Source organism: Halorussus halophilus (assembly GCF_008831545.1).
In the GTDB taxonomy this organism is placed as follows: domain Archaea; phylum Halobacteriota; class Halobacteria; order Halobacteriales; family Haladaptataceae; genus Halorussus; species Halorussus halophilus.
This window is the reverse complement of the sequence record NZ_CP044523.1, coordinates 118,398-140,197: the sequence shown is the minus strand read 5'-3', so window position 1 is coordinate 140,197 and position 21,800 is coordinate 118,398. Positions and strand designations below refer to the sequence as shown.

The window sequence follows — 21,800 nt, the reverse complement described above, 5'->3', positions numbered from 1 at the left end:
TCGAACCCTGTAAAAACAAGGGGTGAGTTAAATTTTCGTTATCAGATACAGAATACATACAAATATATTTACTATCCCAGTGTCTGTGGCAGGCTATGGATAGTGTGGGTCGTGGGAAAATTTCCGTTCTGCACGTGGACGACGAACCGGACGTGTCGGAGTTGGCCGCGACGTACCTCGAACGAGAGAGCGAAGACCTCGAAGTCACGACGGCGTCGTCTCCGAACGCCGCACTCGATGTCCTCGATACGGCGTCTATCGACTGTGTCGTCAGTGACTACGACATGCCCGAGATGGACGGGTTGGCCTTTCTCGACGCCGTCCGCGAGCAGTACCCCGACCTGCCGTTCATTCTCTTCACCGGCAAGGGGAGCGAGGAGATAGCCAGCGACGCCATCTCGGCAGGCGTCACCGACTACCTCCAGAAACAGGTCGGCACCGACCAGTACACGATGCTCGCCAACCGCGTTCGGAACGCGGTCGAACACTACCGGACCGAGAGCGCCCTGAGAGAGAGCGAAGAGCGGTACCGAACCGTCGTGGAACGGAGCCACGACGGTATCTACATCTACCAAGGCGAGCAGTTCATCTTCGTCAACGACCGAGCCTGCGAAATCAGCGGCTACGACGAGGACGAACTGTACGACATGAACATCTGGGCGCTGGTTCACGAGGACGACCACGCCCGAATCAAGAACATCGCCAAGAAACGAGCGATGGGCGAACATTCGCCCTCGACCTATGAGGCCCGCGTCGTCACCAAGAACGACGAGATTCGCCACTGCGAGTTCAGCGTCCAGTCGATAACGCACGACGGCGAACACGCGGTTCTCGGGTCGGTGCGCGACATCACCGAGCGACGACAAGCGGAACGACGGTTCAAGGCCCTCATCGACCAGTCCACCGACATCCTGACCGTCCTCGATGCTGACGGCGACATTCGTTACCGGAGCGGCGCTGTCGAAGAGTTGCTCGGATACGAACAGCAGGAACTCGTCGGCGAAAGCGCCTTCGGCTACATGCACCCCGAGGACCGCGACGCCGTCCGTGCAGAGTTCCAGCGTTGCTTGGAGAATCCCGACTACGAGGCCGAAGCGACGTACCGCTGGAAGCACAAAGACGGGTCGTGGCGCGTCCTCGAATCGAGAGCGCGGAACCACTTGGACGACCCGGCCATCGAAGGCATAGTCATCAACTCGCGTGACGTGACCGAGCGCCAGCAGGCCGAACAGTGGTATCAGGCACTCATCTCGAACTCGACGGATATCCTCACTGTCATCGACCCGGACGGGACGATTCGGTTCGAGAGCGACTCCGTCGAGTCGATTCTGGGCTACGACCCCGAGGAACTCGTCGGCGAGTCGGTGTTCGAGTATATCCATCCCGACGACCAAGAGACGGTGGTCGAAACTCTGCAATACGGTATCGAGAACCCAGAAAGCGACCACACGGCCACGTATCGCTGGCGACACGCCGACGGCGACTGGCGGATACTCGAATCACGCGGACAGAACCACTTAGACGACCCTGCAGTCGAGGGACTCGTTATCAACAGTCGCGACGTGACCGCGCGTCAGGAGGCGCAATCGGCGCTCGAAGCGGAGCGAAACCTCACGGATTCGGCGCTCGACGCGCTGGACAACATCTTCTTCGTCCTCTCGCCGGACGGGGAGTTCGTGCGCTGGTCGGACAAACTCAAAGAGACGACCGGCTACACCGCCGAGGAGATAGACGAACTGCCCGCCGAGACGTTCGTCCGGGACGAAGACAGCGAGCGCATCAGTTCGTTCATCGAAGCGGTCATCGACACCGGGCAGGCGAAAGTCGAAGTGGACCTCCTGACGAAAGGCGGCGAGACGATACCTCACGAATCGCACGGGGTGCGACTGACGGACGACGACGACGAACTCGTCGGCGTCTGTGGCATCGCCACGGACGTCACCGAGCGCAAGCGGCGCGAGCGCGACCTCGCGTTCTTCAAGCAGGCGGTCGAGCGCGTCGGTATCGGCGTGGGCATCTACGACGAGAGCGGCCGATTCGAGTACGTCAACGGCCACTACGCCGAACTGCTCGGAACGACGCGCGAGGAACTCCTCGGCACCGGCATCTGGGAGTTCGCCACGGAGTACGACCGAGACGACTACGAGGAGTTCTGGGACTCGTTCGAAGACGGCGAGACGCAGGTGTGCGAGACGAACTACAAGCGGTTCGACGGCGGCACCGTCCCCGGCGAGGGCGTGACGACGCGCACCGAGATTCACGGCGAGGCGTACAACATCGAGACGGTGCGGGACATCACCGAGCGCAAGGCGCGGGAACGAGAGTTACAGCGTCAGAACGACTACTTACAGGAGTTCGCCAGCATCGTCTCCCACGATTTGAAGAACCCGCTGAACGTCGCGGAAGGCCGGATGGGTCTCGCCAAGGAGACCGGCGACACGGAACACTTCGAGGCGGCAGAGCGTGCCCACGACCGAATCGGCCAGATAATCGACGACCTGCTGTTGCTCGCCCAGCAGGGCCAAGCCGTCGATAGCGAGGAGACGGTGGACGTAGAGCGCGTCTGCGAGGCGGCGTGGACGACTACGGACACGGGTGAGGCGGCGACGTTGTCACTAGACGACCTCGATACCGTCGAGGGAGACCCGGAGCGACTCAGACAGATGTTCGAGAATCTCTTCGGTAATGCCGTCGAACATAGCTTACCACCCAGTCAGGAGTCGGCCGACGGGACACTCGAAACGCACGGCGAACACGTCTCTGTCAGCGTCGGCCAGTTAGAGGACGAAGCGAGCGAAGACTCGTCGGACGCGTCCGGCGGTGGCTTCTACGTCGCCGACGACGGCCCGGGAATCCCGGTCGAGGACCGCGAGACCGTCTTCGAACACGGCTACTCGACGGGTAGCGACGGCACCGGATTCGGTCTGAGCATCGTCGAGGAAATCGTCGAAGCCCACGGGTGGAGCGTGAGCGTCACCGAGTCGGCCGAGGGCGGCGCGCGTTTCGAAATCAGGACTGCGGGAGACGAGTGAGAAGTCACTTGTTCTGTTTCGAGACGACGAATCCGTGGCACTGCGGGCAGACCACTGGCCCACGTTCTTCGAACTGCGCGCCACAGAGCGTACAGACGTACGGGGCGTCCGACTGCTGTTGAAATTTCTCTGTGAATCGTTTGAATAGCCGCATCGTTGCTCAGCGTACTGACGACTGCGGACGAGAAAACAGTTGTCGCCGTCCGGCGACCAGTCCGCTGTCGGACCGATTCGTCCCGTGGTCCCGGCTTATTCGCTCGCCACGTCCTGCGAGTCGGTCGCTTCCTCGACCTTCGCGGCGGACTTTCGCAAGTCGTCGGCCAGCTTTCTGGCCTGCTCGGGCGAGAGGTCGAACTCTTCCATGTGCGCTGGCAGATGGTCTTCCTGCATGTTGTCGAGTTCGACCTGCAACTGCACCCTGTCTGGGTTCTTGCGCGGCGCAGTCGCGTTGACGACGGCAGGTGCGTCCTGTTCGAACCCGTGGCCAGTGACCGTCGCGTCCACGAGGTCGAGCGTCGTGTACGCGTTGACCTTCATCAGACGGTCGGCCATCAGTCGTCACCCGACAGCGGCACGTCGTCCGGCGAGGCGGGCGCGGGACTGGCATCCATGTCGTCCTCGTCGGCGTAGGGATACCACGTCTTCTTCGTGTTGTGCATGTACGGGTCCTCGTAGTCCGTTTCTTCTGGCTCTGCCAGTTCCGCCAGCACGTCCTCCTCGTGGCGCTGGATGAAGTCGCGGAACGATTCGCCCTCGTCGCGGAGGTTCTCGTAGTTCTGGATGAGGTTCTGAATCGCGCCGGGCACCTCGTCGGCGGCGACGCGCTCTTGGACCCATTCGGCGAAGTGCGGGTCCTCGCCGAGGCCGCCCCCGAGACCGATGTCGAGCGCTTCGACCGGTTCGCCGTTCTTGCGCGTCTTCATGCCACGGAGGCTGACGTCCGCGATTTGCGGTTGTGCGCAAGATGCGGTACAACCAGACAAGTGGATGTGGAAGTCCGTCACGTTGTCGGGCAGTTCCACGTTGTCCCGAAGCCAGCGGGCGAGTCGCACCTGCCGGTTCTTCGTCTCCACGATGGATAGCGAGCAGAACTCCGTACCGGTACACGCAACGGAACCGCGCATGAACGGGTGAGGGTCCGGCGAGTAGTCGTCCAGCAAGGGTTCGTCCAAGAATTCATCGAGGTTCTCCTCCGGAACGTCCGGAATCAGGACGTTCTGGCGCTGGCTGAGACGCGCTTCGCCGGAGCCGTACTCTTCGGCTAAGTCGGCGAGTTCCAGCACGTCCTGCGCGCCCATCCGGCCCACGAGAACGTCGAGACCGACGTAGTAGTCGCCGTCCTTCTGCTCGTGGACGCCGACGAGGTCGCCGTAGCCGTCCTGCTTGCCCGAGTTGTAGGTGTACTGGTCGCGCACGTCCTCGCCCGCCGATTCGAGCGGGTAGTCCATGTACTCCTCCTGCAGCACGGCCCGAACCTTCTCGGTGCCCCACTCGTCCACGAGGAACTTGATGCGGGCCTTGTAGCGGTTCTCGCGGTCGCCGTGGTCGCGGAACAGCGCGGAAAGACCGGCGGCCACGTCGGCGGTCTCCTCGGGTTTCACGAACACGTCGATGTCGCGGGCGAGACGTGGCTCCTTTCTGGCGAGGCCGCCGCCGACGCGGACGTTGAAGCCCCGAATTTCCTCGCCGTCGATTTCCTTCTTCGCGGGTTCGAACGCGAGGTCGTTGATGTCGCCCTGACCGGAGCCGTCCGTGGAGCCAGCGACGCTGACCTTCCACTTGCGCGGGAGGTTCGCGTAGTCCTCGTCGCCCTTGAACGTCTCGTTGAGGTCGTGGATGACTGGGTCGGCATTGACGAACTCGTTGGCGTCTTTCCCGGCCATCGGGTTGCCGACGATGTTTCGCCACGAGTCGCCACAGGCTTGCTGGGTCGAGAGACCGTTATTTTCCAGTTTCTCGAAGATGTCCGGTACGTCCTCGATGTTTATCCAGTGCAGTTGAATCGCCTGTCGCGTCGTGAAGTCAGCCCACGCGTCGCCGAATTCGGGATTCGTCGCGGGACCGGTCGCGTACTCTTCGGCGATTTCGCCGACGACGCGGAGTTGCCCCGGTTCGAGCAGGCCGTTGGGCGTTCCGATGCGCATCATGAAGTAGCTCTCTTGGCCCGCTCGCTGGTGGTACAGTCCCCACCACTTGAACCGCTCGAACCACGCGTCGTGTTCGTCTTCGGGGATGGCGTCCCAGCCCTCCTCGGCGAAGCGATAGAGATGTTGGCGAATCTCGTTGCCGTACACCTCGTCTTTCCAGTTCTCGACCTTGGTCGGCATATCCCACGTTATTCGGTCTATCCATAAACCCGCGCCCGTGGCGTCAATCCTGCCCGGTGTTCACCGGTACCGGCAACAGTATCCTGTACTCGGGACGCGGCTTCACTGACGTTCGTACTCTCCTCACCCGGTGTGCAACGACTCAAACGCGACCGGTCGCAAGGTTCCCTCCCGGATGCGACCCACTGGAAGCCAGTCGGTGACGCCCTCCGTGCCGCAGGCGATGCAGCGACCGGCCGCGCGGGTCTCGACGTGTCGGCCGTCGGCACCGACCTCAGCGAACGCTTCGACGAGGAAATCCGCTTTCTCGCAATCGCACACGTCGTGGTCCGCGAGAAGCCAGAGGTCGCCCGCGCCGACGACTCTGGAGTTGTTAACGCTGACCCACGCACCGTCGTCCAACGTACACAGCGGCACTGTCATTGGCCACAGTACGAGACCGGGTCCCCTCAGCGCGTCGGCGCGGGCAAGCCTCGCCGGGCGTCGAAGAAAGCGGCACCGTTCGCCCCCATTGGGGAGCATCGGCCGAGATTACGCCTGAAAGCGGCCTTAAGACGGTCGAAGAACTACAATCAGTCGATGAACGGAACCGAACCGACAGCGGCGCGGGACTATCTCGCGGAGGCGTCGCTCGAAGAACCGGCCAGTCGAGCGCACGAGGAGGGTCGGAGATGACGAAAGAGTGTGCGCACGTCGTCGAAGATGAGGACACGAGAAACGCGGAGGAAGACCCGGAAGACGACGTGACCGCCCACTTGCAGGACGTGGAAGACGGCGCTGGCTGTACCGAAATCTGGGAGCATCTCTCCGAAAAGCGCGACGAGGACGCCGAACGGGACGAAGAGTGACGACGTCTCACCGCGAACGCGGCGACTCGCGCGAACATCGCACAGACCCACGAGTTTTTGCCGCCTGCGTGCAATCAGTTCTGTAATGCGTAGGAATGGATCCGGTGAGGGGCCACCGACCGACCGCGAGTCGCCGGTCGGTCAACCGGTCGTGCGCGGCGACGCGCGAGTCACGGGCCAGCAGGCCGACGAGGCGAAGGCGTTCGACCCCGACGACCCCGAGAGCGTCGCGGAGGCCGCCGACACGGTGCGGCAATTCGCCGAGAACACGGCCGGAAGCGAGGACAACGTCTTCATGCTCCGCGGGGCCGCCGCCTGCGCCGCGCTCGTTCGTGGCGTCGGGTCCTACAAAGCGGCCGCCGAGGAGTCCGGTGGCGAAGTCACCGTCGCGTTCATCCGCAAGTGGGCGCGAGTCCACGACCTCCCACAGTCGATTCGGCGATACGTCGCCATGGGGAAAATCGCGCCGACCGCCGCGAAGCACATCGCCCGCGTGGACGGCGAAGAGCGATTTCAACTGGCGTGGGCAGTGCTGGACAGCGACCTGACGGTCAGAGAGGTGCGCTCGGTCGCCAGTGAGGTCAACGGGGGGACGCCAGTCGAGCGCGCGCTCTCGAACCACGGCGTCACTCCGGGCGAACTGACCCTCTCCTTGCCGAGCGAGACGTACCGGGAACTCCGGCGTGCGGCCGCGATGGAGGGCAAACAGCCGGAAGACGTAGTCGCGGACGCGCTGGAAACGTGGATGGAAGAGTAAGTCAGTTCGTTCCGTTCTCGGCGAACTGCGAACCGACCTCGATAACGAGCGCGGCGACGCCGAGCAGCAGTCCGAAAACCATTATCCAGAAGCCACCCGGCATCGAGTAGTTGGGTTCCAGCCAGAGGAAGCCACCGAAGAGGACGACCTGAATTGCGAGGAAGTGGAGGTGTTTCGTCGCCATGTCGTTAGGTCGAGGACTCGCTCAAGAATTCTCTCGCCGCACCACTCAACACTTCCCCAGCGGTCAGGACCTCGGACCACGTAATCGTCTCGTCAGGGAAGTGCGCCTGCTCGATGCTACCGGGGCCGAACATCACAGTTGGAATTCCAGCCTCGATGTAGTGGCGCGCGTCCGCACCGTAGGTCGCTCCTCTGGGGTCTGTGTCGGCGAGGTCGTTCGCCTCCATCGCCCGCTGGAGCGCGCCGACGACTGGTTCGTCTGTGTCGATTTCTGAGGCTTCGAACTGAATCGAGAAGCGTTCGAACTCCGGTGGATGCTCCGCGAGCCACTCGTCGTCGGCGACGAGTTGCGCGAGTCGCTCTTCGAACTGCGCTTCGACTTCGACTACTGTCTCGCCCGGCGCGACCCCGATGCGTAACTCCGCGGTGAGTTCGGCAGGCACCGAGGAGGCCCAACTTCCGGCTTCGACGCGGCCGACCACGACAGGCCACGGCACGGGAAACCGCTCGTAGAGCGGGTGGTTCACCGACTCGCCGCGCTCCGATTCGAGGGACGCGAACTCGCGGCGTATCTGTTCGAAGTACGGTAGTACGTCCACGCCCCGCCAGCGAGTCGCGGCGTGGGCGGAGCGCCCCGTAAGCTTGAGTCGCTTCATCAGGCTTCCCTCGGAGGCGACGATAGGTCGCAGTTCGGTCGGTTCCGCGATAATCGCGGCGTCGCGCTCGAAGGGATAGGGGTTCGACTGGGCGGCCGCGGCCGCGCCGATGCCGCCCGCTTCCTCGCCGACGACGCTCTCGACCACGAGTCGGCCGTCGAGGTCGTGGTCGGAGTCGTGGAGGTGTTTCGCCGCGAAGACGCAGGTCGCGAGACCGGACTTCATGTCGGCCGCACCGCGAGCGGTGAGAGTGGGTTCGGTGTCGTCGTTGTTCTCGTCACCGTCGTCGTTCTGGTCGTCGCTTTCGCGCCAGACCGGTTCGAAGGGGTCGCTCGACCACGACTCGCGGGCGACTGGCACCACGTCTACGTGGCCGTTCAGCACGAGCGTCGGTCCGGCGTCGGGGTCCCCGAATTCGAGGACGCCACCGACCGAGGGGCGATTTTCGACCGCGATTTCCGCGGGGTCGTCTGGGAACGAGCGGTGGCTGGAGAGTTCGTCTGCATCCGCAGTCCACGCGTAGGTCTCGAAGCCCATCGCGTCCAACTGCTCGCGAAACCACTCGTTTGCGGGTGCCTCCTCGCCGCCGGTCGTGTCGAAGCAAAGCAGGTCTTCGACGAACGCCCGCAAGTCAGCGTCGTAGTCAGCGAAGTCGTTCATGGTCGTTTCGACCGACGGCGGTGCGGTAAAGGTTGCGCTGGACGCGCGAGATAGTAAAGGTTTAACCCTCGTGGCGCGCAAAACTGATTCGAGGGCTGGTAGCTCAGTTAGGCAGAGCGTCTGGCTTTTAACCAGACGGTCAGGGGTTCAAATCCCTTCCAGCCCGTACATTCTACGACGAGCAACACGGCGAGCGTCTCGTACGCTCGCCAATTCCGCGAGTCGTGAATTTCGAACGCTGGAAGATTTGAACTACGGAAGAGGCAGTCTCGCCGGAGGCGGGGAAGCGTCTTCAGGTGGTTCAAATCCCTTCCAGCCCGCTTCTGCGACGAACGTAGGTGAGGAGCGAAGCGGTTACGAAGGGATTTGAAGTAGACGAATAGCACGTACAGCGAAATTGCTGTTTTTTCACATACAGTACATTCTCTATATCAAAGAGTTCGGAAGAAGTGAATTGAATTATATATAATATAGTTAGAAAGATTTAATTAGTATCGTTTCAATCTGGCTTGTATGGTTCGAACAAAAGAACTTACGCAAATGGGAAGGCGGTGATTTCTGAACACGTTGGCGGGCCTCGGTCTGAGTGGTGCCGCACTAGAATACATCTCAAAAGACGCACTTGCGGCAGTTACCTCTAATCCTGAAAAAGAAGTTCCCCGACTTCTCGGACTCGTCCACACTAATCACAAAGAAGTTGTTTCAAACAATGCAGTTCCGGAACGAGAGCCGAGGTTCTATACTATTCCGCGAGATGAGTGGGCACGAACTGAAGCAGTTCACAACGCTGCGACAAGAATCAGTAGACGGTTCACATCCGAACCCTTTATCGAGGTAGAGGTTTCGTCAAGCGACTCCGAGTTAGGAATCGCGGTCCACTATTACGAGGTTCATCACGCAGATGGAACAGAGAGTACACCGAATATTTCGTTCGAGAAGGTTAAGGAAGCAGTACCATCACGTACTGACGGTTCGGTGACGTCAAATGGGAAAGAGTACAAAACGACTGACCTGAAAGTCACGGTTCACAAATCTCGTGCTAAAGAACAAGCGACCTTCAATTCGAATTACAGACCAGTTCCGAGCGGTGTTCAGATGGGACTCAGTAACGAGTGCTGTTGTACCTTAGGCACTCCAGCGACCGCACTACAAGACAACTCCCAAGTATGGGTTACAGCTGGACACTGTATCAATAGGACAGCAGGCAATAATGTTCATCAGCCAAAAAATCCTTTAATTGGCTCAAACAAAATCGGCGAGAGTCGTCAATATACCCAGAAAGGGAACGGCGACCTCGGAACAGTTGTCAGTAGCGGACCTGACAATTCCTACAATATAGCAGATAAAAATGGTTCGTACGGATGGCAGGTTTCTGGGGTACTCAGCCGTGACAAACTTAAAGACATGCATTCAAACGGGGAGTCCCTTTATCAACAAGGGAGAACAACAGGAAGAAATACTGGGAAAATCCTCGGTGTCAAAACAAACTCACCAGAACGAGTTAAAATCGACCACAATGTGAAAGGAGGTGATTCTGGAGGCCCATTTTTCCACATTACAACAGACAACCTCGCGCTCATCGCTGGAATCAATCACGCATCTATCGACGATGACGGGGATGGTACCTTCGATGAAGCCAGAGGAGATATTATGGCGTGGGCCGAAGAAGTCTTAGACGTAAGGGTGTAAGCCACAAGATATTTTTATCACTGACAGGTTGTATATTACATGAAAAAGTCCTCCATAGCTGTTGTTTTTTTGGTTATCATTGCACCTATGCCAGGGTGTATGACAAGTCAGCTAAGCAAGTCGCCTGCGAATGGAAGTGAATCTAACCCCAGTACCGGAGATGGTGAAATAACGGCAGAAGTAGTTTCAGAAGCACCACCAAACGCTACCGTTGTTGCGTACACTGATAGCCGAGTGCAGGCAAACAAGTATATAAAAAAGGCGGTTCGGAAGGCCGTCAACAAGTCAGGGAGATCAGTCGTCACTGTCCCGGAAAGCAAGGTTGAGAAGATGAAAGAAGACCGCGCGAGGTTGCCGGGCTACTTCCCCAAAGATAGAAATTCCAGCAACTACCCGTCTGGTTACTACATCGAGTTCAATCAGACCGTGGTTCACGTCGAGTTCGCTATCTTGACGTGATCGGGATATTTCCCGAATTCAAAACACCACCGAGGCGGTGCCGTCGCGGTCCAAATCCACGGTGTAGAGCGGTCCGAGGAACTACCTAACTTACCTCTCGTCGGTGATGAAGATACGACTCGAACTCTCATTCGGGCCGTCCCGTTCAGTTCCCGGCCCGGAGCGAGAACACCCCGACCGTGTTGCCGTTCCGGGGAGAGCGAAGCCCGCCGCCACCGGCCTGCACTGCGACGTACTGCTTGCCCGTTCCGGGGTCGTACCAACTCATCGGCGAGGCGTTGACCGAGGCGTCGAACTGGTGTTGCCAGAGGCGTTCACCGCTCTCGGAGTCGTAGGCGATGAACTCGCCCGACCCGTTGCCGGTGAAAGTCAGACCGGTCGTCGTACTCATCGACCCACCCATCGAGAGTTCGTCGTACTCGTCCTGCCAGACAACTTCGCCGGTCACCGGGTCCACCGCCGAGAACAGTCCGACTTTGCCGTTCCACGCGTCGGGTGCCGGACCGGGGTCGTCCATCGCCGGATACACCGTGAACCCGCCGCCGAGGTACTGGGCAGGGAAGTTCCACTCGGGGTCTGCATCCCACTGGAACTTGCTCGGGTAGTTCATCGCCTTCACGTGGAGGTTGCCCGTCACCCGGCTGTAGGAGGCCGGGTTCCACTCCGACCCGCCGTCGGCCGACGGCATCACCCACGGCGAGTCGTCGTAGGTCTGCTGGGGTAGATACCACGTGTTGAGGTGCTGGCAGAACTCTTGGCTTCGCTCGTACAGTTTGCCGTCTCCGGCGTCGAGCAGGTAGTTCCAGCCGTCTTTCCCGGGGTGCGTGACGACCCGCTGATTCTCGCCGTATATCTCGGCGTCGAACAGCACCGGCGGCGTCGAGGCGTCGTAGTCCCACCAGTCGTGTGGTACCTCTTGGAAGTACCACTCCAAATCGCCTGACTCCGTGTCGAGCGCCACGACCGAGTCCGAGTAGACGTTGGGTCCCGGTCGGACGATGCCGTTCACGTCCGGTCCCGGATTGCCGATGTTGGCGTACAGCGTGTCGGAGTCGGCATCGACCGTAATCGACATCCAGTTCGGCGCGGCCCCGCGACGCCACGAGTCGCCGACCCACTGTGCTTCGGGCGTCATCCACGTGCGCCACTCGCGCGTGCCGGTCGTGGTGTCTACCGACTCGATGAATCCGCGAATGCCGTACTCCCCGCCCGCGCTCCCGTTGAGGATGCTCCCGTCGTAGACGATGGGTGCCCACGTCGCCGAGTAGCCCTGTCCAGTGGGCGCGGAGTCGTACAGCCACTGCTGTTCACCGGTGTAGCGGTCGATAGCGACGAGGTTCGCGTCGAGCGTCGTCATGTAGAGGCTGTCGCCCAGCACCGCCACCCCGCGGTTGTTCGACCCACAACACCAGACTGCCGAGGCTTCGTCAGGTCCCTGTTGGTCCCGTGCGTAGCGGTACGTCCAGATGACGTCACCAGTCCGGGCGTTGATTGCACGCAACACGTCCGGCCCGTTCGTCTGGTACATGATGGGCGGGTCCGACGGTACCACGACCGGCGTTCCCTCCAGCGTTCCCTCCTCTTCGGTCTCCACGATGTACTCCAGCGAGAGGTTCGAGACGTTCTCCGGCGTGATTTCGTCGGCGGTCGTGAACCGCTGTTGGTCGTAGGCCCCGCCGTACATGAGCCAACTTCTGGCGTCGTCGCCAGACTCCAGTAGCATCTCCTCCGTGACGTTCAGCCGCGGAATCTGCTGGCCGTCTTGGCGAATCGTCTGCGGGCCGTCGATGGTGTACTCGATAGTCTGGCCGTCTTCCGTCGAGTGGACTCGTGCGTGTGGATAGTCAGAACTCATGTTGGGTCACCTCCCCGCGGTGCGCGCATCTCGTCGTCGATTCTGAACAGGTCGGCCGCGATGTCTTCTTGGCCGAGAATCGCCACGGCAGAGCCAGCGGTGACCCCCGCCGCAAGTTCGCTCGCTGGACGCTCGTTCTCGGCGGCCACGTCGCGTACTGCTCGCACGACGAGCGAGACGCCGCCGAGCATCGCCCTCGCGTGTCGAATCCCGTCGTCGAACATCTCGTCGGTGATGAGGACTTCTTTCTGCCAGAGGTGCTGGTCGAGTTCGTCTATCCACAACAGTGCGCCGCCGACGGCGCGCTGTTGGAGCGGAGCCACGTCCTCGACGTCGTAGTCGTCCGGATTCGCCGGAAGCGCCTCCGTCGAAACCCACTCTGCCAGCCGCTCGTCGTTGGTCGCCGCGCCGACGACGAGTTCGGTTCGCTCCTGTTTGTCGAATCCCGCGTCGGCCAGCGCCGTCGCGAGCGGCGACGACTGGACGAGTTCGGTCGTCGTCGCGCGAATGTGTTCTGGCGTGAACTCCGGCAGGTTGTGCTCGGCCGCTTCGAAGAGACCGACGTCTGCGAGGTGGTCGTAGGCGTCCCACGCTGGCGCAGTCACCTCGGCGTAGGCGTCGGTCGGTTCCGCGGGGAATCCCTCGGCCCGAAGTTCCGGCAGGCGCGCGATGCCGGACTCGATTCCGGTGAGCGCGCTCGACAGTCGCTCGGCGTCGAGCGTTCCGGAGAGGTCGGCCCGAATCGCCTCGCCCATCGTCGCCAGTTCTTCCGTCGAGGCCGAGTTCGAATCGACGACGCCGCGGAGGTCGTCCAGCGCGAACTCGCTCGCCGCACCGACGCTTCCCGTGACACCCAGAATTTTCAAGAAATTTCGGCGGTCCTCGTCGTCTACGTTCGGTACCGTGTCAGTCACGTCTGTTCGTTCGTGTGTCATATTCCCCATCCCACGCTACACACACGAGTCAACACATTCGTTCTTTGCGTCGGGTGCGTGGTTCCGAGGCTAAAATTTCGAGTGCGAAACGTCGGGGAGAGAAAAGTTCGTGTAGACCGTCAGGCGACGGGACGACGGCGTACGTCACCCAGACGCCGTCACGTCAACTGGATGTCGTCGATGCCGTGATGGCGCTCGGCCAGTTGCTTGGCCACCGCGATGTTGCGTCCGCCCTCGCCGATGGCGATGCCCGTGTCCGCCGAATCGACTTCGACGTAGGCTACCGTGTCGTCGTTCTCGCTGATGGTGACGTTGTACACCGCCGCCGGAGCGAGCGCGTTGGCGACGAACGCCTCCGGGGTGTCTGCGTCCTCGACCAGCGTCACGGGGCGGCCGAGTGCCTCTTCGACCTGCCGGACGGTTTCGCCGCCCGACCCGATGGCCATACCCATGTCGTCGGCCTTCACGAGGAAGACGAGGCGCTCTTCCTCGTCGTCGCCGTCCAAGACGAGACAGTCGCGGGCCGTCGCGCCCGACTCGTCTTCGAAGCGGGCGATGAACTGCCGGGCCTCGTCCGAGAGCGTGACGACCATCCGTCAGTCCGACGCCTCGGGTTCGGCGTCGCCGGAGAGCGACCCCATGCGGAGGTCCACGTCGCCGGTGCCGAGTTTGATGGGTTTCCCGACGATGACGTTCTCCGTGACGCCGTTCAGGTCGTCCACTTCGCCGTGGATGGCGGCGTCGAGCAGGTGGTTGACCGTGACCTCGAACGCCGCACGCGCCAGCACGGACTCCTTGCTGCCGGAGATACCGTGACGACCGATGGACTCGATTTCGCCGCGGTTGGTCATGATGTCCGAAACCAGCATGAGGTGCCGAACGTTCACGTCGTCGAGACCCTGTTCTTCCAACGTGTCCATCGTCTCCTCGATGATGGACTCGCGGGCCGCCTCGATGCCGAGGTTCTTGTGAATCTCGTGGATGTTGTTCGTCGTCGTGCGCGAGGCGTCCACGCCCTCTATCTCCATCGCGTCACCGAACGCAGAGCCTTCGGTGTAGAGGACGAACTCCTCGCCCTCGTCGAGTTGCTCCTTGCGGATGACGACGCGGGTCACGTCTTCGATGCCCTTGAAGACGATTTCGCGCAGTTGCTCGACCAGTTGCAGGAGTTCGCGGTAACTCGGCTGTTCGGGACCGAACTCGATGACCGCACCCTGCTGGTTCGTGGAGACGCCGAGTTCGTCCTCGATGATTCCCGCGACCTCGTCGGGGGTAATCATCCGCTCTTTCAGGGTGTCTTCGTTGAGGTCGATGGAGACGATCATGTCCGCGACGTTGGTCGAGATGTCGCCCAAGGCGAGAATCTTCGTCGCCTCTATCTGCCAGACGACCTCGTGGGCCTTCTCGCGGTCGGTCGCGTACTCGTCTTCCAGGTGGACCGTCATCATCGGCGTGTCCGGGGTCTTCCGGGCGTCCACCAACTCGATGAGTCGGGGCAGGCCCTGCGTGACGTCGATCTCCGCGACGCCCGCGTAGTGGAAGGTGTTCATCGTCATCTGCGTACCGGGTTCCCCGATACTCTGAGCGGAGACGGTGCCGACCGGGTCCAGCGGGTCTACGCGCGTGTCGAGATACTGCGTCTCGACCGCACGGGCGATTTCGTCCGCTTGCTCGACGGTTAGGTCGTCGCCGCGGTCTTCGATGGTCTCGTACACTCGGTCCTTCAGCCGCCGGGGGAGGTCGGTGTCCTCGACGACGGCTTCTACGTCCTCGGTTACGTCGTACTCTGTCATGGTTGCTTAGTCGTCTCCTTCGACCCCGCGGGCGTCTGCGTATTCCGAGAGGTTCGTCGGCGGTCGCTTCTCGCCGATGAACTCGTCTTTGCGCTGCTCGCTGTCGAACTCTTCGTCCATGATGCGGTCGGCGATCTGGTCCACGTCGATGTCGTGTTCCTCGTTCGAGGAGACCTTCACCGGACTGGTGCCGTCCTCGCCGAACTCGAACTGGACGATGGTGTCGCTGGTGTCGCGCACCGTGCCGTCGTACTGGGTCTCCAGTTCCGACAGCGCGTTGATGAGGCGGCGCTGGAGGTATCCGGACTTGGAAGTGCGGACTGCCGTGTCCACGAGGCCCTCGCGGCCACCCATCGCGTGGAAGAAGAACTCGCGGGGGTTCAGTCCGCCAGTGTAGGAGTGTTCCACGAAGCCGTGTGCCTCTGCGGAGAGGTCGTTGGGCTGATAGTGGCTCAGCGTGCGGTCCTCGTAGCCGCGGTTGATGCGCTCGCCCCGAACTGCCTGCTGGCCGACACAGCCGGCCATCTGGGTCAGGTTGAGCATCGACCCACGCGCGCCGGACTCGGCCATGACGACGGCCGGGTTGTCGTCGGCGAAGTGGTCCTCGGCGATGTCACCCGCGGAGTCGCGGGCCTTGCCGAGCGTCTGCATAATCTTCATCTCAAGCGTCTCGTCCACCGTTCGGCCGGGCAGGGATTCGAGGTCGCCGTTCTCGTAGGTGGTGATGAGTTCCTGCACGCGGTCGTAGGCGTTCTCCATCGCTTCGTCGATACGCTCTTGGGCCTCTTGGGGAATCGACTCGTCGTCGATTGCGATAGAGAACCCGAAGTGCATGATAGAACGCATCGCCAGCGAGGCGACTTCGTTGATGAACACGCGCGAGCGGGTGTTGCCGTACACCTTCGTGATGGTGTCCACAATTTTGCCACCGAACTCGCCGACTTCGTCCTCGGCGATGGTGCCTTCGAGCAGTTGGCCGTCCTCGATGACGACCGGTTCGCCGACCGTGCCAGTGAATTCGAGGTCGAGTCCGCTCGGGAGCAGTTCCGAGAAGATGTCCCGGCCGGTCCAGTACGGTTCGCCGTCGTCCTCGTGACCCGACGGGTCGGGCAGTTCGTCGATGCGAGTCGCCCGCAAGAGGTCGAGTGCCTGCGTCTCGTTGAACTGCGGGTTCTCGTTGGTCAGCAGGTACATCCCGCTGATGTGGTCCTGAATCGCACCGATGATGTTCTCGCCGAAGCGCGGGGAGAGAATCTGTTCCTGCACGCGCATGAGGACGCGCGCTTCCGCGCGGGCCTCTTCGTTCTGCAAGGCGTGCATGTTCATCTCGTCGCCGTCGAAGTCCGCGTTGTACGGCGGGCAGACGACGGTGTTGAGACGGAACGTCTTGTACGGCATCACGACGACTTCGTGCGCCATGATGGACATCCGGTGGAGCGACGGCTGGCGGTTGAAGATGATGATGTCGCCGTCCACCATGTGGCGGTTGACTTCCCAACCGGGTTCGACCTTCGTCGCCAGTTCCTCGCAGTTCTTCTCGGTCACCTTGAGACGGCGGCCGTCGGGTCGCTTGACGTAGTTCGCGCCCGGATGGCCTTCCGGCCCGTTGGCGACGTAGCGACGAGCGTCTTCGAGGGTACGGTCGGTGACGTTCATCGTCTGAGTCATCTCACGTGCGACGCGCTCCGGTACACCGACCTCGTTGAGCGAGAGCGTCGGGTCCGGCGAAATGACGGTACGCGCAGAGAAGTTCACGCGCTTCCCGGACAGACTGCCACGGAAGCGACCTTCCTTACCCTTGAGACGCTGTGAGAGCGTCTTCAGCGGACGGCCCGAGCGGTGTCGGGCGGGCGGCGTACCCGAAATCTCGTTGTCCATGAAGGTGGTGACGTGGTACTGGAGCAGTTCCCAGAGGTCCTCGATGATGAGTTGGGGCGCACCGGCCTCGCGGTTCTCCATGAACCGCTGGTTGATGCGGATGATGTCCACGAGTTTGTGGGTCAGGTCGTCCTCACTACGCTGGCCGTTGTCCAGCGTGATGGAGGGACGGGCCGTCACCGGCGGCACCGGCAGGACGGTCAGAATCATCCACTCGGGCCGAGAGCGGTCGGGGTTGATGCCGAGCGCGGCGATGTCGTCGTCCGGGATGTCCTCGAACCAGTCCCGGATGTCGCTGGGCATCAGCTTGTTCATGTCCTCCTCGGTGAGGTCGATGTCCAACGCCTTCTCGATGGCCTTGCGGTCGGACTCGCGTGGCCGGAACTCGCCGGAGAGAATCTCGTTGACCCGCGAGATGTCCAGTCCGGACTTCTCGGCGAGTTCGGGCGGCGAGATAGGTTCGGCCTCTTCTTCCTCGTCCTCGCTCTTGCCCTGCATCGCGGCGGCAATTTGCTCGGAGTACTCGCTGGTGAGGACCTGCTGGACCTCGTAGTAGGTCGTCGGCTTCTCGTGGTTGATGTCGTACTGGACCTCGCCACAGTAGGGACAGCGGTCCTTCTTTCGGGCCTCTCGGATAGCGGACTTCGTCACGTCGTTGATGTCCTGTCCGAGTTCCTTCGTGCGCTTGAGACTGCCCTCGTACTTCTCCTTCTCCTCCTCGGTGAGTAGCAGCTTCGAGCAGTTGCGGCAGGTACCACGGAGCAGTCGGCGAATGAGCTTCGTGAACCCGACGTGGATAACGGGTGCGGCGAGTTCGATGTGGCCGAAGTGACCGTTGCACGACCCCGAGTGCTTCCCGCACGTCTTGCACTCCAGTCCGGGGTCGATGACGCCCAGTCGCGGGTCCATCAGGCCCATGTCGATTGGGAAGCCGTCGTCGTCGTAGGTGTCGGCCGTGATGATCTTCGTCGCCGACATCTCGCGGTACTCTTCGGGGTCCATCAGCCCGAAGCTAATCTCGCCGATCTCCTTTGGTGTTTGTCCTGTTGACATGTTAGACTGCGTCCTCCAGTTCCAGTCGCGGAGCGATACCGAGTGCCTTCATCTCGTCGAGCAGGAGCTTGAACGCGTAGGACATCTCTATCTCGTGGATGTCCGTCTCCTCGTCACAGTTCGGACAGTAGACGCGGTTCTGCTCGACGTTCTCGACTGCGCTCATGCCACAGTTGGCACAGACGTAGATCCACTCGCGGTCGGACTCGTCCAGCAGACGCTCCTTGAGCGTGAGCGCCGCACCGTGGCCGATGAGAACGTCGCGTTCCATCTCACCCACACGGAGACCACCCTCGCGGGCGCGACCTTCCGTGGGCTGTCGGGTGAGCACCTGCACGGGACCGCGCGAACGGGCGTGCAGCTTGTTCGAGACCATGTGGTAGAGCTTCTGGTAGAAAATCGTGCCGAGGAAGATTTCGGCCTCGATTTTCTCCCCGGTGACGCCGGAGTACATGATCTCCTTGCCAGAGGACTTGAAGCCCTGCTCTTCGAGTCCGTCGCGGAGTTCGTCCTCGTTCTCGCCGGTGAAGGCGGTGCCGTCAACGCGGCGGCCTTCCAGCGCGCCGACCTTCCCGCCGATCATTTCGAGAACGTGGCCGACCGTCATCCGGGACGGAAGCGCGTGCGGGTTGACGATGAGGTCCGGCACGACGCCCTGTTCGGTGAAGGGCATGTCTTCCTGGGGTGCGATGTGACCGACGACACCCTTCTGACCGTGCCGAGATGCGAACTTGTCGCCGAGTTCCGGAATCCGCTCGTCACGAACGGAGACCTTCGAGAGCTTCGAACCGTCTTCGCCCTCCATGAGCGTGACGGTGTCCACGACGCCGGATTCGCCCGAGCGCATCGTGACCGACGTTTCGCGTCGTTTCTGCGGGGAGAGACCACCCATGTCGTCCGGTTCTTCGAGGAACCGGGGCGGACTGGTCTTGCCCAGCAGGACCGAGTTCTCGTCCACCTGCGTCTCGGGGTTGACGAGGCCGTCTTCGTCCAGATGCGTGTAGGCGTCTTCGCCGCGTGCGCCGCGCACGTCGTCGGACGGAATCTCGAAGCGGTCTTCCTGACCGCCGGGGTAGCGTCGTTCCTCGCCCTCGTACGTTCGGAAGAAGTGTGAACGGGCGAGTGCGCGCTCGACCGACCCTTTGTTCATGACGAGCGCGTCCTCGATGTTGAACCCTTCGTAGGACATGACCGCGACCGTGAAGTTCTGGGCGGCCGGACGGTCGTCGTAGCCGATCTGCTCGGTGGTCTGGGTCTTGACCATCGAGAGCTGTGGGTAGTGCAGCAGGTGCTGGCGCGTGTCCGGGCGAATGCGGTAGTTCGCCGCGGGCAGGCCGAGCGACTGCTTGATCATCCCCGAACCCATCGTAATACGCGGCGAGGCGTTGTGTTCTGGGTACGGAATCATCCCCGCACCGATACCGAAGATGAGCTGTGGGTCCACTTCGAGGTGCGTGTGGTCCTCGTTGAGTTCGTCGCGGTTGACCGCGACGTAGATGTCCTCTTCCTCTTCGGCGTCGATGAACTCGACCTTACCGCGTTCGACGAGGTCCTCGAATTCGAGGTCGTCGTTTTTCACGGCCTCTATCTCCTCGTCGGTGATGAGGGCTTCCCCGTTCTCGATGACGAGGAGAGGTCGGCGAGCGCGTCCTGCGTCGGCGTTGATGATGACCTCGGCCGTGCGCTCTTTGACCGAGACGTTGACCATCTCGGAGACGTCGCCGCGTCGGCGCGCCGCACGTACTTGTTCTGCGAGCTGTTCGGGGTCGGGATGCGTCCCGACCAAACTACCGTTGACGTACACTTTCGCTTCTCGTCCCTGACTCATGGCTTAGTCGTCCGCGGATGCGGTGGAATCGACGCCCTCGATGCCGGGGATACCTTCGACACCCATCGACGCCAGTTCTCGTTTCAGGCCCTGTTCGTCCTCGATGTTCTGGGAGAGTTCCATCGCCTGCGCGAAGTTCTTCACCAGACCACAGTTCGGTCCCTCCGGGGTCTCGGAGGGGCAGATGCGACCCCACTGGGTCGCGTGGAGGTCCCGCGCTTCGAAGTGAGGCTGACTGCGCGATAGCGGCGAGCGCAGTCGGCGCAGGTGCGACAGGACACCCATGAAGTCCGTGCGGTCCACCAACTGGGAGACGCCGGAACGGCCGCCGACCCAGTTACCGGTCGCAATCGGGTGTTCCAGTCGCTCGGTCAGCACGTCCGATCGAACGACGGTGTTCACGGACAACTGCCGGTTACGCATGTTCGCACGTTCGAGCTGGTACTTCACGTCGCGCGCCAGCTTGTTCAGCGCGGTACGGAACAGGTCCTTCATCAGGTCGCCGCTGACCTTGAGTCGCTTGTTCGCGTAGTGGTCCTTGTCGTCTGCTTCGCGGCGCTGGAGCGCCAGTTCGAAACACGCCTCGGCCATCCGCGCGAGGTAGTACGCCTTGTTGATGCGCACGTCCTCTTCCTCGACGCCGTCCTCGTGGAGGTGCGGCAGGAGGTATCGGTCGATGACGTAGTTGGCGCGTTTCAGCTGGTAGTTCTTGCCCTGCCCGGAGGCGACACGCTTCCCGAGAGACTCGATGGCCTCTTCCTCGGTCTGCACGTCGGCGGCCTCCAAGTTTTCGAGCATGAACTTCACGATTTCCGGGTCGTCGGAGACGCGGTGGACGATCTCTTCGTCGGATTCGAGACCGAGCGCGCGGACGAGCGTGACGAAGTTGACGCTCCCCGAAACGCTGGGGAACGACACTTCGAGCAGACCGTCACGGGTTCGCTCGACCAGCACGAGGGCACGGTAGCCACGGCGCTGGCTGAACGTCTTCGCGACCTGAATCTCGTCGCCGTACTTCGTGTCGTACTCGGCGAGAATCTTGTTCGGCGCGAGGTCTTCGCTCGTCATCAGGACTCGCTCGGAGCCGTTGACTATGAAGTAGCCGCCGGGGTCGGCGGGGTCTTCGCCGATGTCGATGAGCTCCTCGTCGGAGAAGCCCGCGATGTTACACTTCTCGGAACCGACCATGATGGGCATCCGGCCCACCTTGGTCTCAGTGCTGTCCACGACTCGCTCGTCTTCACCCTCTCCTTTGACGATGCTCATCTCCATGAACACCGGTGCGGAGTAGGTGATGTTGCGGAGGCGAGCCTCCTGTGGGTACAGCAGTTCTTCACTGCCGTCTGCTTCTCGCACACGCGGTGTGACCACGCGAACGTCACCGAGTTCGACGTGGACCGGCTCTTCGTCTTCTTTGTCGCCGATGTCCGTGTCGATGGTGCCTTTCTCGCTGACGACCTCCTGCATGCCGCGGAGCAGGAAGCTGTTGAACGAGCGGTAGTGGTGCTCTGCGAGGCGTTCTTTCGAGAAATACTCCCGCGAGATGGCGCGTCTGTTTTCCCTGTTCATTATTCTACGACGAGTCGGTATACGGTCGCGCTGTCTGTCGTTCGTGAGTCGCGCACGATCTTGATTACGTCACCGACCTCGGCGTCGTCTGGGAGCGCCGAGTCGGTTCGCTTGATCTTCGGCAGGTCGGTTTCTTTGATGTTGTACTCCTCCAAAACGCCGTCTAACTCCTCGTCGTCGACGACGCTGTGGTCCGGAACCATGTTGTGTTGGCTTACGTCTACCATGTGTGGGCTGGTCTCTGGCTAGAGGGAGAAATGGCTGTCACGAGATACTAC

18 protein-coding genes and 1 tRNA gene are annotated in these 21,800 nt (G+C 61.6%); 6 read left to right on the top strand and 13 right to left on the bottom strand.

Annotated features, from left to right (window positions below; genetic code table 11):
• Positions 1 to 95: 95 nt before the first annotated feature.
• Positions 96 to 3,032, top strand: a complete 2,937-nt coding sequence (locus F7R90_RS00665; protein WP_158055369.1) for a PAS domain S-box protein — start codon at positions 96 to 98, stop codon at positions 3,030 to 3,032.
• A 249-nt stretch (positions 3,033 to 3,281) separates the two neighbouring features.
• Here the strand turns inward: F7R90_RS00665 and F7R90_RS00660 are convergent, their stop codons facing one another.
• The 3 genes from F7R90_RS00660 to F7R90_RS00650 all read right to left on the bottom strand — a co-directional run bounded on the left by F7R90_RS00660 (position 3,282) and on the right by F7R90_RS00650 (position 5,782).
• The gene (locus F7R90_RS00660; protein WP_192498364.1) at positions 3,282 to 3,584 is read right to left on the bottom strand and encodes a DUF6360 family protein; all 303 of its coding nucleotides are present in this window, start codon (positions 3,582 to 3,584) and stop codon (positions 3,282 to 3,284) included.
• The gene (locus tag F7R90_RS00655; RefSeq protein ID WP_158055368.1) at positions 3,584 to 5,359 is read right to left on the bottom strand and encodes a nitrite/sulfite reductase; all 1,776 of its coding nucleotides are present in this window, start codon (positions 5,357 to 5,359) and stop codon (positions 3,584 to 3,586) included. Before F7R90_RS00655 ends, F7R90_RS00660 begins: the two co-directional genes overlap by 1 nt.
• A gap of 123 nt (positions 5,360 to 5,482) precedes the next feature.
• Entirely contained in the window at positions 5,483 to 5,782 is a 300-nt protein-coding gene (locus F7R90_RS00650) for a hypothetical protein (RefSeq protein ID WP_158055367.1), read from the bottom strand.
• Between the two features lie 248 nt (positions 5,783 to 6,030).
• Here F7R90_RS00650 and F7R90_RS21955 point away from each other — a divergent pair, with 248 nt between their 5' ends.
• Both F7R90_RS21955 and F7R90_RS00645 read left to right on the top strand, forming a co-directional pair.
• Positions 6,031 to 6,207: a hypothetical protein gene (locus F7R90_RS21955; protein ID WP_192498363.1), complete on the top strand. Its 177-nt coding sequence runs from the start codon at positions 6,031 to 6,033 to the stop codon at positions 6,205 to 6,207.
• Between the two features lie 85 nt (positions 6,208 to 6,292).
• Entirely contained in the window at positions 6,293 to 6,964 is a 672-nt protein-coding gene (locus tag F7R90_RS00645) for a DUF7119 family protein (RefSeq protein ID WP_158055366.1), read from the top strand.
• A gap of 1 nt (position 6,965) precedes the next feature.
• Here the strand turns inward: F7R90_RS00645 and F7R90_RS00640 are convergent, their stop codons facing one another.
• The gene (locus tag F7R90_RS00640; RefSeq protein ID WP_158055365.1) at positions 6,966 to 7,148 is read right to left on the bottom strand and encodes a hypothetical protein; all 183 of its coding nucleotides are present in this window, start codon (positions 7,146 to 7,148) and stop codon (positions 6,966 to 6,968) included.
• Positions 7,149 to 7,152: 4 nt separating this feature from the next.
• Entirely contained in the window at positions 7,153 to 8,463 is a 1,311-nt protein-coding gene (locus tag F7R90_RS00635; protein WP_158055364.1) for a M20/M25/M40 family metallo-hydrolase, read from the bottom strand.
• A gap of 92 nt (positions 8,464 to 8,555) precedes the next feature.
• On the opposite strand from F7R90_RS00635, the gene F7R90_RS00630 reads away from it, so the two are divergent.
• From F7R90_RS00630 to F7R90_RS00620, 3 genes are all read left to right on the top strand, one after another.
• A tRNA-Lys gene (locus F7R90_RS00630) sits at positions 8,556 to 8,629 on the top strand.
• A 401-nt stretch (positions 8,630 to 9,030) separates the two neighbouring features.
• Complete coding sequence (locus F7R90_RS00625; protein ID WP_158055363.1) at positions 9,031 to 10,152, top strand: chymotrypsin family serine protease; 1,122 nt, start codon at positions 9,031 to 9,033, stop codon at positions 10,150 to 10,152.
• 39 nt (positions 10,153 to 10,191) lie between these two features.
• Positions 10,192 to 10,611, top strand: coding sequence for a hypothetical protein (locus F7R90_RS00620; protein WP_158055362.1), 420 nt, complete (start codon positions 10,192 to 10,194; stop codon positions 10,609 to 10,611).
• A 145-nt stretch (positions 10,612 to 10,756) separates the two neighbouring features.
• On the opposite strand, the gene F7R90_RS00615 is transcribed toward F7R90_RS00620, so the two are convergent.
• From F7R90_RS00615 to F7R90_RS00580, 8 genes are all read right to left on the bottom strand, one after another.
• Positions 10,757 to 12,466 (bottom strand): pyrroloquinoline quinone-dependent dehydrogenase, encoded by a 1,710-nt coding sequence (locus F7R90_RS00615; RefSeq protein WP_158055361.1) that lies wholly within the window; start codon positions 12,464 to 12,466, stop codon positions 10,757 to 10,759.
• On the bottom strand, positions 12,463 to 13,401 hold the full coding sequence (locus F7R90_RS00610) for a hypothetical protein (RefSeq protein WP_158055360.1): 939 nt from the start codon (positions 13,399 to 13,401) through the stop codon (positions 12,463 to 12,465). The genes F7R90_RS00615 and F7R90_RS00610 overlap by 4 nt, the downstream gene beginning before the upstream one ends.
• A gap of 158 nt (positions 13,402 to 13,559) precedes the next feature.
• The gene (locus F7R90_RS00605) at positions 13,560 to 13,994 is read right to left on the bottom strand and encodes a NusA-like transcription termination signal-binding factor (protein ID WP_158055359.1); all 435 of its coding nucleotides are present in this window, start codon (positions 13,992 to 13,994) and stop codon (positions 13,560 to 13,562) included.
• Between the two features lie 3 nt (positions 13,995 to 13,997).
• The gene (rpoA2, locus tag F7R90_RS00600) at positions 13,998 to 15,194 is read right to left on the bottom strand and encodes a DNA-directed RNA polymerase subunit A'' (protein ID WP_158055358.1); all 1,197 of its coding nucleotides are present in this window, start codon (positions 15,192 to 15,194) and stop codon (positions 13,998 to 14,000) included.
• Between the two features lie 6 nt (positions 15,195 to 15,200).
• Positions 15,201 to 18,125 carry a DNA-directed RNA polymerase subunit A' gene (locus F7R90_RS00595; protein WP_158055357.1) on the bottom strand — a complete coding sequence of 975 codons (2,925 nt, stop codon included), beginning with the start codon at positions 18,123 to 18,125 and terminating at the stop codon, positions 15,201 to 15,203.
• A gap of 1 nt (position 18,126) precedes the next feature.
• Positions 18,127 to 19,953, bottom strand: coding sequence for a DNA-directed RNA polymerase subunit B (rpoB, locus tag F7R90_RS00590; RefSeq protein WP_158055356.1), 1,827 nt, complete (start codon positions 19,951 to 19,953; stop codon positions 18,127 to 18,129).
• Positions 19,954 to 19,956: 3 nt separating this feature from the next.
• Positions 19,957 to 21,522 (bottom strand): DNA-directed RNA polymerase subunit B'', encoded by a 1,566-nt coding sequence (locus F7R90_RS00585; protein WP_158055355.1) that lies wholly within the window; start codon positions 21,520 to 21,522, stop codon positions 19,957 to 19,959.
• Positions 21,522 to 21,749 carry a DNA-directed RNA polymerase subunit H gene (locus F7R90_RS00580; protein WP_158055354.1) on the bottom strand — a complete coding sequence of 76 codons (228 nt, stop codon included), beginning with the start codon at positions 21,747 to 21,749 and terminating at the stop codon, positions 21,522 to 21,524. The genes F7R90_RS00585 and F7R90_RS00580 overlap by 1 nt, the downstream gene beginning before the upstream one ends.
• Positions 21,750 to 21,800: the final 51 nt, after the last annotated feature.

What these genes read in the sequence shown, in the direction of transcription:
- F7R90_RS00665 (WP_158055369.1), top strand. Translation starts at nt 96, where the DNA reads ATGGATAGTGTGGGTCGTGGGAAAATTTCCGTTCTGCACGTGGACGAC.
- F7R90_RS00660 (WP_192498364.1), bottom strand. Translation starts at nt 3,584, where the DNA reads ATGGCCGACCGTCTGATGAAGGTCAACGCGTACACGACGCTCGACCTC.
- F7R90_RS00655 (WP_158055368.1), bottom strand. Translation starts at nt 5,359, where the DNA reads ATGCCGACCAAGGTCGAGAACTGGAAAGACGAGGTGTACGGCAACGAG.
- F7R90_RS00650 (WP_158055367.1), bottom strand. Translation starts at nt 5,782, where the DNA reads ATGACAGTGCCGCTGTGTACGTTGGACGACGGTGCGTGGGTCAGCGTT.
- F7R90_RS21955 (WP_192498363.1), top strand. Translation starts at nt 6,031, where the DNA reads ATGACGAAAGAGTGTGCGCACGTCGTCGAAGATGAGGACACGAGAAAC.
- F7R90_RS00645 (WP_158055366.1), top strand. Translation starts at nt 6,293, where the DNA reads ATGCGTAGGAATGGATCCGGTGAGGGGCCACCGACCGACCGCGAGTCG.
- F7R90_RS00640 (WP_158055365.1), bottom strand. Translation starts at nt 7,148, where the DNA reads ATGGCGACGAAACACCTCCACTTCCTCGCAATTCAGGTCGTCCTCTTC.
- F7R90_RS00635 (WP_158055364.1), bottom strand. Translation starts at nt 8,463, where the DNA reads ATGAACGACTTCGCTGACTACGACGCTGACTTGCGGGCGTTCGTCGAA.
- F7R90_RS00620 (WP_158055362.1), top strand. Translation starts at nt 10,192, where the DNA reads ATGAAAAAGTCCTCCATAGCTGTTGTTTTTTTGGTTATCATTGCACCT.
- F7R90_RS00615 (WP_158055361.1), bottom strand. Translation starts at nt 12,466, where the DNA reads ATGAGTTCTGACTATCCACACGCACGAGTCCACTCGACGGAAGACGGC.
- F7R90_RS00610 (WP_158055360.1), bottom strand. Translation starts at nt 13,401, where the DNA reads ATGACACACGAACGAACAGACGTGACTGACACGGTACCGAACGTAGAC.
- F7R90_RS00605 (WP_158055359.1), bottom strand. Translation starts at nt 13,994, where the DNA reads ATGGTCGTCACGCTCTCGGACGAGGCCCGGCAGTTCATCGCCCGCTTC.
- rpoA2 (WP_158055358.1), bottom strand. Translation starts at nt 15,194, where the DNA reads ATGACAGAGTACGACGTAACCGAGGACGTAGAAGCCGTCGTCGAGGAC.
- F7R90_RS00595 (WP_158055357.1), bottom strand. Translation starts at nt 18,125, where the DNA reads ATGTCAACAGGACAAACACCAAAGGAGATCGGCGAGATTAGCTTCGGG.
- rpoB (WP_158055356.1), bottom strand. Translation starts at nt 19,953, where the DNA reads ATGAGTCAGGGACGAGAAGCGAAAGTGTACGTCAACGGTAGTTTGGTC.
- F7R90_RS00585 (WP_158055355.1), bottom strand. Translation starts at nt 21,522, where the DNA reads ATGAACAGGGAAAACAGACGCGCCATCTCGCGGGAGTATTTCTCGAAA.
- F7R90_RS00580 (WP_158055354.1), bottom strand. Translation starts at nt 21,749, where the DNA reads ATGGTAGACGTAAGCCAACACAACATGGTTCCGGACCACAGCGTCGTC.